This window comes from Allobosea sp. (assembly GCF_017308075.1).
Lineage (GTDB): Bacteria > Pseudomonadota > Alphaproteobacteria > Rhizobiales > Beijerinckiaceae > Allobosea.
Window position 1 is genome coordinate 121,232 of sequence record NZ_JAFKFX010000028.1, and the last position, 12,994, is coordinate 134,225.

Sequence of the window (12,994 nt, forward strand, 5' to 3'; positions counted from 1 at the left end):
GTCAAGACGATGAGCCCTCGCTGCGCCTGACTTCCCGCACCGGCTTCCCGCCTATTCGGTCGCCAGCTCCCTGGCGGCTTCCTTCGCCGCGCCGCGTAGGGGCAGCTCCTTCATCCGCGCCAGGAACAGCAATGACAGGGCGAAGCCGACGAAGGTCGCGGCGAAGACATAGGCGAAGAGCCGGACCATGACCTCGCGGTCGACCGCGCCGGCCCTGAGTGTTTCGGGGGAAAGCCCGGCGCCGCTCGCGCCCATGCCACCGAGCACGATAGCGCCGAACACGGCGACGATCAGCGCGCCGCCAATCTGCCGGAAGAAGTTGGCGGTGGCGGTCGCCGTGCCGAGCTGGTGCATGGCGACGGCGTTCTGGATCGCGACGGTCGCGACCGGTAGCAGCGTGCCGAAGCCGAGGCTGATCACTGCGAGCACGGCTCCGAAGGGCACGAGGGGCAGTCTTCCGGCGAAGATCGCGAGGATTGCCGTGCCGGCGAGCGCCACGACAAGGCCGGCGAGCGGCACGCGCTTGTAATGCGTCAGCTTGGTCATCGCCCGACCGGAGGCGGTCGCGCCGACGACCGTGCCGCAGGTCAGCGGGATCAGTCCGAGCCCGGAATGGGCCGCGGACAGGCCGGCCACGGTCTCGAAATAGAGCGGCAGATAGATCGTCAGGCCGATGAAGGTCCCCATGCCGAAGCCGGCGGCGATGGTGCCGTCGCGCACCACCGGATTGGCGAGGATGGTGAGTGGAATCAGCGGCTCCTCCGCGACCCGCAGTCGCCAGGCGAAGCAGAGCCAGAGCGCGAGCGAGAGCAGGACTAGTCCGAGGATCTGCAACGAGAACCACGGATAGAGCACGCCGCCCCAGGACAAGGCGAGCAGCAGCGTCATGGTCGCGCTGGTCATCAGCAGGGCGCCGAGGAGGTCGAGCCGGTGCGGCCGCTCATGGCGCGGCAGGCGGCGCAGCGCCTTGTCGGTCATCCAATAGGCGGCGAGCCCGAGCGGCAGGTTGATCCAGAAGATCACCGACCAGTGCAGCGCCTCCGAGATCACGCCGCCGAGCACCGGCCCGAGCAGCGAGGAGGAGAAGAACACGCTGGCGATGTAGACCTGATACTTCCCGCGCTCCTTCGGCGGCACCATGTCGCCGATGATCGTCTGGGCCAGCGCGATCAGCCCGCCGCCGCCGAGGCCCTGGATGAAGCGGGAGACCACCAGCAGCCAGATCGAGGAGGAGAGCGCGCAGGCGACCGAACCGACGATGAAGATCACGATGCCGCCGAGCAGTGTCACGCGCCGGCCATGGATGTCGGCGAGCTTGCCGTAGAGCGGGGTCACGGCGGTCGAGGCGAGTAGATAGGAGGTCACCACCCAGGGCAGATGGGTGACGTCGCCGAGTTCGCGCCCGATCGTCGGCATCGCGGTCGCGACGATGGTCTGGTCGAGCGCCGCCAGGAACATGGCGAGCATGATGCCGATCAGGATCGAACGGATATCGGCATGGCTGAGCGCAGCCGCCGGTGCCTCGGTCTCGACCCGCTTGTCCATCGGCACTGCGCCCGCCTTGTGAATTGGGAATGGCGGAGCATAGTGCGCCGTCGGGTCATGCGCCACGCGCTGGAGCGCAGGGCCGATCGGCGCTTTCGGCGCAGCGACGTTTGCGATTCACGAAACGTCATGCACACTGCCTGCGCGCCGCGACCGGCGCCGTCGAGGGGTGCGCGATGCGTGCGGCGCTGTTGTCCATTCTCATGCTCGCCCCGGGCGCGGCCTCCGCCGGCGATCTCGTGCTCGCCGGCCGCTATGGCTATTCCAACGAATGGGAGCTGTCGGCGACGCTTTTACGGAGGGGAGGCGAGGACCTCGTAGGCTGGCGCACTTATGTCGGGCCGCTGCACCTGAAGCGTCTCGGAGGGGCCGGCGAGGTCTCGCAGAGGACCGGCTCGATCGGGCTGCGGAGCAATGGCATCTACTTTGCCGCGAGCCTTGCCGTCGGCGACGAGCTTTGCCTGGTCAGCGGGGGTACCTTGTCGAAGGAAGGCTTCTCCTTCGCCGATTGCGGCGAGACCCGGCGGATGCCGCTCAAGCTCTGGGTCAAATGATCCGCCGGTCGCGCATCGCCGTCCTGGCCCTGTTCGTCTTCTGCCTTCCGGTAGCGAGCGGCGGCGCTGCGGACGGGCGTCCCTCGCTGTGCCGGGGCGGCGAGGTCGCGGTGTTCTCCTGCGCGACCGGCGGCAAGATCGTCTCGCTCTGTGCCTCGGCCGATCTCGCCGCGGACAGGGGCTCGCTCACCTATCGTTTCGGGCGCAAGGGCGCGCTGGAACTGGTCCATCCCGATCCGCCGCGTCCGCCCGGCGCGGCCTTCAGCACCGCCGTCGTCGGCGATGCCGGTTCTGCCGGTGACATCGTCCGCTTCTCGCGCGGCGACGCCACCTACACGTTCTATTCGCTGACGGTGAAAGGACAGGGCGATCGCGACGGCCTCGTCGTGACGCAGGGCGGACGGCGGACCCATCTCAGATGTCGCGATTTCGCCCTCGGCGACCAGGCCTGGGCGCCGGTCTATCGGGCGAAGCTGCCCCGGGCCGAGCCGGCCGAGCTCGACCTGCCGCGTTGACCGGGACCTGAACGGCAAAGAGCCGCGCCATCGCGGGGGCGACGGCGCGGCCCGGTCGGGTATCGTTCGAGAGATTACTTCAGCTTGGCCGCGATCGCCTGCAGGCCGGCATTGGCGCATTCCTCGTCGAGATGGCCGCCGGGAGCGCCGCCGACGCCGACCGCGCCGACGACATCGTCGCCGACCTTGACCGGCACGCCGCCGCCGAGCAGCAGGAAGCCGGGGATATGCACGAGATTGCGGGCGCCGGCATTGTTCGCGGCGGCTTCGGCCATGGCGCCGGTGTTCGAGCGGGCCGAGGCCGAGGTGAAGGCCTTGGCGCGGCTGGCTTCGAGGGTGTGCGGGCCGGCCCGGTCGGCGCGGACCATGGCGCGCACCACGCCCTGGCGATCGACCACGGTCGCGGTGACATTGAAGTTCTTGGCGGCGCAGGCCGCGACGGTCGCCTGGGCGAGCTCGACGGCGATGGCGGAGGGCAGGACGCGCTCCTGCGGCACCTGGGCCTGGGCGAGGGCCGGCAGGGCGACGGCGGCGGAAATCAGGACGAGACGGGCGAAGGACATGGCGAACTCCTCTGACGGCCACCGAGGGTGGCGGCGTGAGAGGAGAATGGCGAAGCCACCCGGCCGCGTGCATCCGGGTGATCGACGCGCGGCATCGGTAGTTCTACCGATCGGCGCCCTGCAGATGCAGCCGGACCATCTCGGCGAGCGAGCTGGTTTCGAGCTTTTCGGCGAGATGGGCGCGATGCGTGTCGACCGTCCGCGGCGAGATGCCGAGCCGGCGCGCCGCCTCCTTGCTCGAATGGCCCTCGGCGATCAAGGCGAGGATTTCGCGCTCGCGTTCGGAAAGCCGCTCCAGCCGCTGCCGTGCGGAAGAGGCATCCGCTTCCGCCGCGAGCATCGCCTCCAGCCGGGCGAGGGCGGCCTGGACCGTGTCGATCAGCACCTGTTCGTCGATCGGCTTGGTCAGGAAATCGGCCGCGCCATTGCGGAAGGCGACGCGGCAGGCCTCGACATCGCCATGGCCGGTGATCACGATCGCCGGCCAGCGGCAGCGGCTCGCAGCGAGGCGCTCCTGCAGCTTCAGCCCGGTCAGGCGCGGCATCCGGATATCGGTGACGATGCAACCGGGCGGCAGGCCGGGCAGGGCGTCCAGGAAGGCGAGCGCATCCTGATAGCCCCGGACGTCCAGTCCGACGGTGCGCAGCAGGAAGCCGAGCGCCTCCCGCACCTCCCAATCATCGTCGATCAGGTGGACGAGGCGCAGGCTCATTCGGCGGCCTCGCGGCGGATCGCTTCGGCCGCCAAAGGCAGGCGGCAGCTGAACACGGCGCCGCCTGCAGCGGCGTTGCCGCCGTCCAGCGTTCCGCCGAAGCGCTCGATCAGCCGGTTGCAGAGCGCAAGGCCGAGCCCGAGCCCGCCGGGCTTGGTGGTGAAGAAGGGCTCGAACAGCCGCGCCTGCGCATCCGGAGGGAGCCCGGGGCCGCTATCGGCGACGCTGAGCACGGCCTGTCCCGCTTCCGTCGCCACGGCGATCGTGACGATCCGCTCGCCCTTCGCCTCCGCGACCGCGTCGAGCCCGTTGCGGCCGAGATTGAAGACGACCTGTTCGAGCTGGACCCGGTCGGCCCGGACCAGTGGCCGGCTGCCATCGTTCTCGACCTTGAGCGAGCTGCCGGCCGGCAAGGCTCCTGTCGTCAGCAGATGGGCGACCTCGCGCGCAAGCTCGGCGAGATCGACGATTTCGAGATCGGGCTCGGACTTGCTGATCCAGGCCCGCAGCCGCCCGAGGATCTCACCCGCGCGCTTGGCGTTGCGCGCAATCGCGTCGAGGGCCGGCGCGAGCGTGGCGGGCTCGACCCCGGGACGCTGGACGAGGCGCTGGCCGGCCTGGGCATGGCTCAGGATCGCGGTCAGCGGCTGCGTCAGCTCATGGGCGATGCCGGAGGCGAGCTCGCCCATGGCGTTGACCCGGCCGGCATGGGCGAGCCTTGCATCCTGAGCTGCCAGGGCGGCTTTGCGCGCGGCTTCGCTCGCCCGGGCCCGGGCTTCGAGCAGCCGGTCGACGAGCAGCGCGCCGAGCGCGGTCAGCAGGGCCGCGACGATGAGAAAGGCCGGCGGCGGTGTCGGCCATCTCGGCACCGTGGTGGCCAGGCTGAGCCGCAGTGGCTGGGTCCGGCTGGCAATATCGGCGCTGAAGGCGGCCTTCTTGCCCGCCTGCGCGTGCTCCGCGAGCCCGAGCTCGGCGCGGGCGCCCTCCGGCAGTGCCACGTCGCTGGCTGCAAGCCGGGCGATGTCGATGACGAGCGCGATGGCATAGTGACCGACGCCATCCGTCAGGGCGCGCTTGACCAGGAGCAGCTTCGTCCCGTCGTCGATGGCGCGGGTCCGTACTGTCGCGCCGGAGGCCTGTGCCGCTTCGGCTGCGACGATGGCCGGGTCGGTCACATCGAGCAGCGAAGCCGGTGGCGTGGTGGCGAGATCGACGACGTCGATCCCGACGATGCGCGGATAGAAGCGCGTGATGCTGGCGGCGACCTGCTCGACCGTCGCGATCGGCGCGGGGTCGGCGGCCTGGACCAGGGCGGAGAGACTGGTCAGATGCGCGTCGTGCTGGTCGGCCCGCTGCGAGATCAGGCGATGCAGGGTCTGCCCGGCTTTGGCGAGTTCGGCCGCGGCCTGCTGGCGCAGCAAGAGCGAGGAGAGCACGCAGGCAAGGCCGAACAGCGCGACTGCCGACAGGAGGGTGATGCTGCGGCGCCGCGTTCCCGTCATCATTCTTCCGCCATCCTCCCACCGGCCAGCTCCCGGTGAGCCGAAGATAGCGGCTTTCCGGCGGGGCTGCACGGGCTCGCGGCTGCCGTGGCGGCGCTAGGTTTCCGCCAGGCCAGAAAGCGGCGCCCGCAGCGACAACACGATGCCTTCGGCCGCATAATCGGTCTGGGCCGTGCCGCCGAGATAGCTGCCGAGTGCCTTCTCGATCATCTGCGAGCCGAAGCCGCGCCGGGTCGGCGGTGCGACCAGCGGGCCGCCGCGCTCCTGCCAGCGAAACAGCATGTCTCCGGCCTCGAGCTGCCAGGCTATCTCGACGCGGCCGGCTTCATGGGACAGCGCGCCGTATTTGATGGCGTTGGTGCCAAGCTCGTGGGTGGCCAGCGCCATGGCCAGGGCGCATTTCGGCGACAACGCGACGGCCGGGCCGGCAATCGCGATGCGCGCGCCGAAGCGATGGGGCGCCAGCACGACTTCGACGAGCTGTTTCAGGTCGGCGCCATGCCGGCTCGCCGACAGCAAGAGGTCCTGCGCCGTGCCCAGCGCTCGCAGGCGGTCGAGCAGGCGGGGCTTGGCGGTCTCGATCGGCTCGTCGCCCTGGCGCAAGGTCTGGTTGACGATGCTCTGCACCATGGCGAGCAAGTTCTTGATGCGGTGGTTGAGTTCGCCGGCGAGCAAGCGATAGCGCTCTTCGCTGGCCCTGAGTTCGGTGATGTCGCGCGAGACCGAGAGAATGGCCTCCGGTCTGCCGTCCGGCCCGATGATCGGCGAGACTTGCACGTCCCAATAGCGCAGATTGCCGGCGGTGGTGTTCGCCGGGCCCTGGAAGCGATAGCTCTTGCCGTCGCGCGCCGCTGCGATCGCCGCCCTGGTCTCGGCCGCACCGGCATCGTCCCAGAAGTCTGGCCAGGCGCAGCCGCGGATCGCCTCGAAGTCCGTGACCTCCATGACACGCTGACCGCCTTCGCTCATGAAGGTGAGCCTGCCCTCGAGATCGAGCACCTTGATGCAGTCATCCGATGCCGCGAGCACCGCGCGCATGAGGCGCGCATCCTTGTCTACCTGTGTCGGCACGTGCGCGCTTTCGACCTCTGGGGCTATTCTCGTCCAGTTCGACCGCTACAGCATTGCTTGTCAAACCAGCATGTCTTTTGACAGGTTTTCCCGTCTCGTCGTCGGTGGCGGGGCGGCGATTGACGCGAGCCCCCGGTCCCGTCAGCTTGGCGCGATCCCGAAGGAGCCTCGCCCATGGAAAGCCTGACGCCGCGCCAGCGCGAGATCGTGACGCTGGCGCGCAGCCAGGGCCGGGTCAGCGTCGAGGAACTGGCGGCGCGCTACGAGGTCAGCGTCCAGACCATCCGCAAGGATCTCAACCAGCTCTGCGAGCAGCGCGTGATGTCGCGCGTCCATGGCGGCGCGGTCGTCGCTTCCAGCGTCGAGAATCTCGCCTATGAGGCGCGCCGCTTCATCGCCGGCGAGGAAAAGGCGGCGATCGGCCGCGCGGCCGCGGCGCTGATCCCCAATGACGCCTCGCTCTTCATCAATATCGGTACGACCACGGAGGAGGTCGCTCGCGCGCTGACCGACCATCAGGGCCTTCTCGTGATCACCAACAACCTGCATGTCGCGACGCTGCTCTATCCGCATCCGCGCATCGAAGTGATCGTTGCGGGCGGCCCGGTCCGACGCTCGGATGGTGGGGTCATCGGAGCGGCGGCGATCGACCTGATCCGCCAGTTCAAGGTCGATTATGCCGTGATCGGCACCTCGGCCATCGACGAGGAAGGTGCGCTGCTCGACTTCGACTATCGCGAGGTGCGCGTCTCTCAGGCCATCATCGAGAACGCCCGGCAATGCCTGCTCGTCGCCGACAGCACCAAGTTCGAGCGCTCGGCTCCCGTCCGCATCGCCCATCTGCGCGATGTCGACGTCTTCGTCACCGACCGTCTGGAAGCCGAGCCGCTGCGCGAGCTCTGCCGCAGCGAGGGCGTCGAACTGGTCGAGACCGCCGCCAAGGCCTCGTCCTAAAGCAGGCTTCGCTTTGACCTGTCGTCATTCAGGACAAGCTGCGAAGCCGCGCAGCTCCGGAATCCATCATAGAGCGCTGCTGCCTTACGGTGGTTTCCGGCATTCCGCGGAGTTTATCCTTGGGCTGGCCAGAGGCCGGACCCGAGGGCTCCAGCCGGAATGACCTTGGGATTTGATCGGCACGCGCTTCATGCGGGAGAGCTGTTAGAAGCAAGGGGGCGGTTTCGTTTTAAATTTCGCTTTTACATTGCACGCAAGTAAAGCGCGCATTATCTATCCTGATGCGGGCGGGGTCCGAAGCTCCCTGCCGGGAGGGTAATCGTGTCGACTCCGGTCTTCGATGTCGCCATCATCGGCGGTGGCGTGAATGGTTGCGCGATCGCCCGCGATGCTGCTGGCCGCGGTGCCTCGGTCGTCCTGTTCGAGCAGGGCGACCTTGCCGGCGCCACCTCCTCGGCCTCGACCAAGCTGATCCATGGCGGCCTGCGCTATCTCGAGCATTACGAGTTCCGGCTGGTGCGCGAGGCGCTCACCGAGCGCGAGGTGATCTGGCGTGCCGCGCCGCATATCGTGCGCCCGCTACGCTTCGTCCTGCCGCATCACGAAGGCCTGCGGCCCTGGTGGCTGCTGCGGCTCGGCCTCTTCCTTTACGACCATCTTGGCGGCCGCAAACTCCTGCCGGCGACGCGTTCGCTCGATCTGCGCCGCGACGAGGCCGGCAAGCCGCTGCAGCCGCGCTTCAGCCGCGGCTTCGAATATTCCGATTGCTGGGTCGACGATGCGCGCCTCGTCGTGCTCAACGCCCGCGATGCGGCCGAGCACGGTGCGCAGATCCTGACGCGGACCCGCGTCATCGGCGCGCGCCGCCAGGGCGATCACTGGCTGGTCGAGACCGAGGCCGCGGATGGAATGAGGGCACAGACGGCGGCCCGGACCCTGGTCAACGCCGCCGGCCCCTGGGTGGCCGAGGTGCTCAACGGCGTCGCTCCGAGTGAGCAGTCTGCCGCGGTCAGGCTGGTCCAGGGCAGCCATATCGTCGTGCCGCGCCTGTTCGAGCACGACCGCTGCTACATCTTCCAGAATGCCGATGGCCGCATCATCTTCGCGATCCCCTATGAGGGCGATTTCACCCTGATCGGCACCACCGATCGGGATTATCGCGCCGATCCGGCCAAGGTCGCCGCCAGCGAGGAGGAGATCGCCTATCTCTGCTCCGCGGCCAGCGAGTACTTCCGCAAGCAGATCCGGCGCGAGGACGTGGTCTGGACCTATTCCGGGGTGCGGCCGCTCTATGATGACGGCGCCAGCAAGGCCCAGGAGGCGACGCGCGATTATGTGCTGAAGCTCGACGAGCCGGCGGGCTCCGCCCCGCTGCTCTCGGTCTTCGGCGGCAAGATCACGACCTCGCGCCGCCTGGCAGAGGCGGCGGTCGAAAAGCTCGCGGCAGCCGTGCCGGCGCTTCGCGCCGCGCCCTGGACTGCCGGGGCGCCGCTTCCCGGCGGCGATTTCCCGGTCCAGGGCTTCGAGGCTTTGGTCGAGCGGATCTGCACGGCGCGGCCCTGGCTCGCCAGGCCGCTGGCACGCCGCCTGGCGCGTGCCTATGGCACCCGCACTGAGCGCCTGCTGGAAGGCGCGGCCTCGATGGCCGATCTCGGCCGGAACTTCGGCGCCGACCTGACGGAACGCGAGGTCGATTGGCTGATGGTGCAGGAATGGGCGGTAACCGCCGAGGACGTGCTGTTCCGGCGCAGCAAGCTCGGCCTGCGGCTCTCGGCCGAGCAGCGGCGGGCGCTCGACGACTACATGGCGTCGCAGCGTAGCGCCGCGCCCGTGCTGGCCGCGCAGGGGTGAGGCCGGCGGCGCTCGTCGAAGGGCGCTACTCGGCCTTTGCCGCGGCGGGATCCATCCAGAATGCCTCCCAGACATGGCCATCGAGGTCGCGGAAGGCGCGGCCATACATGAAACCGTGCTCCTGCGGCTCGCTGAAAGTGCTCCCACCGGCCGCGAGCGCCGCCTTGACGATGGCGTCGACCGCCGCGCGATCGTCGCGTGAGAGCGCGATCAGCATCTCCGTCGTCTTGTCCGTGTCGGCGATAGGCTTTGGCGAGAAGCCGGCGAACTTCGCATGGGTCAGCAGCATCACGAAGATGGTGTCGCTGATCACCATGCAGGCGCCGGTCTCGTCGCTGAACTGCGGGTTGAACGAGAATCCGAGCGCTTCGAAGAAGGCCATCGACTTGGCGAGGTCCTTCACCGGCAGGTTGACGAAGATCATCTGAGGCATTGCGTGCTCCTTGGCGGCTTCGTTCTGGGTTCGGGACCGGGGTCGGCTGGAACGGCCAGTGGGGCGGGGCGATGTGGCGCGGCTATGACACGGCGATAAGCGCCTGTCGGAGCTTGGCCGGCTCGATCTCGGTGAGGCGGGCATCGACGGTATCATGCGTGCGCTGCCAGATCGGCACTGCTTCTGCCAGCAGCGCAAGTCCCTCCGGGGTAATTGCCAGAAGGCGGCTGCGGCGGTCTTTGTCACCGGGAGAGATCGCCACGAGGCCGCGCCGCTCGAGCGGCTTCAGTGCAGCGGTCAGGGTCGTGCGGTCCATGCCGAGCAAGCTGGCGACCGGGCCGATCGGCGGTGGTTCCGGCCGGTTCAGCGACATCAGCAGCGAGAATTGCTGGTTGGTCAGCCCAAGTGGCCGCAACGCCTCGTCGAACAGCCGGGCCAGCGCCCGGGCTGCGCGCTGCATATGCAGGCACAGGCAGTGGTCGCGCACATGCAGCGTGGTCGTGAACGGGACCGGCGATTCCGCTGGCATGAGGGCTGATTTTGACATTGTGCAATTATGTTGATATCAACTCTTTAAGTCAAGAACAGGGGCGCAGCGCTGAAGGGAGAAAACCGTGCAGCATCATCAGCTTGCCTCTAAGGCCGAGTGGCTCGAAGCCCGCCGCGCGCTTCTGCGGCGCGAGAAGGAGTTCACCCGGCTGCGCGACGCGATCAATGCCGAGCGCCTGGCTCTGCCCTGGGTCAGGGTCGAGAAGGACTACGCCTTCGACACGCCTTCCGGACGGCGCAGCCTGGCGGAACTGTTCGACGGCCGCAGTCAGCTCATGATCTACCATTTCATGTTCGGGCCGGACTGGGAGGCCGGCTGCCCGGGTTGCTCCTTCATGGCCGATCATTTCGACGGGACCCTGCCGCATCTCAACAATCATGACGTCACGCTGGTCGCGGTCTCGCGGGCGCCGCTCGCGAAGCTCGAGACCTACAGGAAGCGGATGGGCTGGAGCTTCCCCTGGGTCTCGTCCTTCGGCGGCGACTTCAATGCCGATTTCCACGTCTCCTTCACCAAGGAGGAATTGGCGAGCGGCAGCGTCGCGTACAATTTCACGCAGACGCCCTCGGAGCAGGCCTTCGACGAGCTGCCGGGCATGAGCGCCTTCAGTCGCGGCGAGCAGGGAGAGGTGTTCCACACCTACTCCTCCTATGCCCGCGGCGGCGAGGAACTGCTTTCGACGCTGATGATCCTCGACCGCGCGCCCAGGGGCCGCAACGAGACGTCGACGCTCAGCTTCGTCAAGCGCCATGACGAGTACGAGGAGCCGGCACGGGCCCACGCCTGCTGCGCCGCCTGAAGCGGTGAGCCACGGAACGCGCGCATAGGGTTGGTAGGGTGTCCGCCTCCTCGTGAGGATGGACTTGGGGCGCGCGATTTTCGAAAGCTGCGACGGTCGCTGCCGTCATTGCGAGGAGCAAAGCTCCGAAGCAATCCAGGGGTCGCGATGCGTCGGCTGGATTGCTTCGCTAGGCCCGCAATGACAGGGCGGCCGTCGCGCTACATCCGCGCCACCGTCGCGCGCTGGACGATGCCGGCAAGCTCCGGCGAAGGCTCGAGCGTGCCGAAGACATAGCCCCAGTCGGCATCGAGCCGCGAGCGGCAGAAGGTCTCGAACACCGCCGCGTCGGCATGTTTCCTCAGTTCGGAGGCTTGCAGCGCATAGGCCATCAGATTGGCGAGCCGGCGGCCATGGCCGTCATCATTGCGTGGCTTGGCGACCTCCGCGCCGAGCCGGTCGAGCCAGCGGTCGAGGGCACGATTGGCGCCGCGCGCGCTGCCGACCTCTTCCATGAAGGCCTCCTTGGTGCGCGGGTCGCGGTTGAAGGAGCGCAGTACGTCCATGCACATCATGTTCGAGGTGCCCTCCCAGATCGCGTTCAGCGGCGCCTCGCGATAGAGCCGCGCCATCGGGTTCTCCTCGATGAAGCCGTTGCCGCCATGGCATTCCAGCGCCTCGACGACGAAGGCGGCGGCGCGCTTGCAGTTCCAGAATTTTGCCAGCGGCGTCGAGACGCGGGCGAGATGGCGTTCCTGCTCGTTCGTCTCCATCGCGTCCGTCGCGGCGGCGATCCGGAAGGCCATCAGCGTCGAGGCCTCCGAGTCGATCGCGAGATCGGCGAGGATATTGCTCATCATCGGCTGCTCGGCCAGCGAGGAGCCGAAACCCCGGCGCGACTGGGTGTGGTTCAGCGCCAAAGTCAGCGCCTGCCGCATCAGCCCGGCCGAGCCGACGGAGAAGTCGAGCCGGGTGAGATGGGCGTGGGAGAGGATCTCCTTGATGCCGGCGCCCTCCGCGCCGACCAGCCAGCCAAGGCACTCGCGGAATTCGACCTCGGAGGAGGCGTTCGAGCGGTTACCGGCCTTGTCCTTCAGGCGCTGGATCTGGAGCCGGTTACGGCTGCCATCGGGCAGGAAGCCCGGGCAGAACAGGCAGGAGACGCCGCTATCGGTCTGCGCCAGGGTGAAGAACCCGTCCGATTGCGGCACCGAGAAGAACCATTTGTGCCCGGTGATCAGATAGACCCGGCCCTCCGGCGTGTCTTCGAGAAAGCGCGCCGTCGTCTGGGTCTGGCGCAGATCCGAGCCGCCCTGCTTCTCGGTCATCGCATAGCCGATGCTGGCGCCGGTCTTCTGCACTACCGGCAGTGGGCGCTCGTCATAGCGGCCCGAGGTGATCTTCTCGCGCCAGAGCGCGAATTCCGGCTGGGCGAGGCCGGGATAGGCGGCATAGGTCATGCCGGTCGGGCAGCCGACGCCGTGCTCGACCTGGTTCCAGAGATAGGACATCACCGCCCGCGCGGTGTGGCCATTGGCCTGCTTCGTCGTCCAGGCGAGCGAAGGCACCTCATGGGCGAAGGCGAGACCCATCAATTCGTGCCAGGCCGGGTGGAACTCGATCCAGTCGATGCGGTTGCCGTAGCGGTCATGGGTCCTGAGTTCCGGCCCGTGCCGATTGGCGAGACGTGCGAGATCCTGCGTATCGGCATCGCCGGCGAGGGCGCCGAGAGCGCCGGCCTTGCCTGTGGCCCAGGGCACCAGACGCGCGACGACACCCTGCAGCACCGTATCGCCGGAGAAGGCGTTCCAGCCGGCGGCCGGGCGGGCCTGGTTGAAGACCTGATGGGTGGCAGCGGTGTGAGCGGTCATGAAGTTCTCCCCGTCATTCCGGGACATCGCGCAGCGATGGGCCCGGAACCCATGCACACGACGCCGGTGATTGGCCGCCGCGCGCAAAGCCGGAA

General features: G+C 68.2%; 13 protein-coding genes. 5 read left to right on the forward strand and 8 right to left on the reverse strand.

Annotated features, from left to right (window positions below):
• Positions 1-51: 51 nt before the first annotated feature.
• Entirely contained in the window at positions 52-1,545 is a 1,494-nt protein-coding gene (locus tag J0J10_RS10045; RefSeq protein ID WP_291646456.1) for an MDR family MFS transporter, read from the reverse strand.
• A 176-nt stretch (positions 1,546-1,721) separates the two neighbouring features.
• On the opposite strand from J0J10_RS10045, the gene J0J10_RS10050 reads away from it, so the two are divergent.
• A complete protein-coding gene (locus J0J10_RS10050) occupies positions 1,722-2,099 on the forward strand; it encodes a hypothetical protein (protein WP_291646338.1) in 378 nt (125 codons plus the stop codon).
• The gene (locus tag J0J10_RS10055) at positions 2,096-2,614 is read left to right on the forward strand and encodes a hypothetical protein (protein ID WP_291646339.1); all 519 of its coding nucleotides are present in this window, start codon (positions 2,096-2,098) and stop codon (positions 2,612-2,614) included. The genes J0J10_RS10050 and J0J10_RS10055 overlap by 4 nt, the downstream gene beginning before the upstream one ends.
• Positions 2,615-2,688: 74 nt before the next feature.
• On the opposite strand, the gene J0J10_RS10060 is transcribed toward J0J10_RS10055, so the two are convergent.
• The 4 genes from J0J10_RS10060 to J0J10_RS10075 form a co-directional block, all read right to left on the reverse strand.
• Positions 2,689-3,177 (reverse strand): GlcG/HbpS family heme-binding protein, encoded by a 489-nt coding sequence (locus J0J10_RS10060; RefSeq protein WP_291633650.1) that lies wholly within the window; start codon positions 3,175-3,177, stop codon positions 2,689-2,691.
• A gap of 103 nt (positions 3,178-3,280) precedes the next feature.
• Entirely contained in the window at positions 3,281-3,889 is a 609-nt protein-coding gene (locus J0J10_RS10065) for a response regulator transcription factor (RefSeq protein ID WP_291646340.1), read from the reverse strand.
• Entirely contained in the window at positions 3,886-5,394 is a 1,509-nt protein-coding gene (locus J0J10_RS10070; RefSeq protein ID WP_291646341.1) for a sensor histidine kinase, read from the reverse strand. Before J0J10_RS10070 ends, J0J10_RS10065 begins: the two co-directional genes overlap by 4 nt.
• A gap of 93 nt (positions 5,395-5,487) precedes the next feature.
• Positions 5,488-6,429 carry an HWE histidine kinase domain-containing protein gene (locus J0J10_RS10075; protein ID WP_291633657.1) on the reverse strand — a complete coding sequence of 314 codons (942 nt, stop codon included), beginning with the start codon at positions 6,427-6,429 and terminating at the stop codon, positions 5,488-5,490.
• Between the two features lie 207 nt (positions 6,430-6,636).
• Here J0J10_RS10075 and J0J10_RS10080 point away from each other — a divergent pair, with 207 nt between their 5' ends.
• Positions 6,637-7,416, forward strand: a complete 780-nt coding sequence (locus J0J10_RS10080; protein WP_291633658.1) for a DeoR/GlpR family DNA-binding transcription regulator — start codon at positions 6,637-6,639, stop codon at positions 7,414-7,416.
• Positions 7,417-7,737: 321 nt separating this feature from the next.
• Entirely contained in the window at positions 7,738-9,267 is a 1,530-nt protein-coding gene (gene glpD, locus J0J10_RS10085) for a glycerol-3-phosphate dehydrogenase (protein WP_291646342.1), read from the forward strand.
• Positions 9,268-9,292: 25 nt separating this feature from the next.
• On the opposite strand, the gene J0J10_RS10090 is transcribed toward glpD, so the two are convergent.
• Together J0J10_RS10090 and J0J10_RS10095 are read right to left on the reverse strand one after the other, a co-directional pair.
• Positions 9,293-9,700: a VOC family protein gene (locus J0J10_RS10090; protein WP_291646343.1), complete on the reverse strand. Its 408-nt coding sequence runs from the start codon at positions 9,698-9,700 to the stop codon at positions 9,293-9,295.
• Positions 9,701-9,782: 82 nt separating this feature from the next.
• Complete coding sequence (locus J0J10_RS10095; RefSeq protein ID WP_291646344.1) at positions 9,783-10,229, reverse strand: MarR family winged helix-turn-helix transcriptional regulator; 447 nt, start codon at positions 10,227-10,229, stop codon at positions 9,783-9,785.
• A gap of 85 nt (positions 10,230-10,314) precedes the next feature.
• On the opposite strand from J0J10_RS10095, the gene J0J10_RS10100 reads away from it, so the two are divergent.
• A complete protein-coding gene (locus J0J10_RS10100) occupies positions 10,315-11,049 on the forward strand; it encodes a DUF899 domain-containing protein (RefSeq protein WP_291646345.1) in 735 nt (244 codons plus the stop codon).
• A gap of 200 nt (positions 11,050-11,249) precedes the next feature.
• Here the strand turns inward: J0J10_RS10100 and J0J10_RS10105 are convergent, their stop codons facing one another.
• Positions 11,250-12,899 (reverse strand): acyl-CoA dehydrogenase family protein, encoded by a 1,650-nt coding sequence (locus tag J0J10_RS10105; RefSeq protein WP_291646346.1) that lies wholly within the window; start codon positions 12,897-12,899, stop codon positions 11,250-11,252.
• Positions 12,900-12,994: the final 95 nt, after the last annotated feature.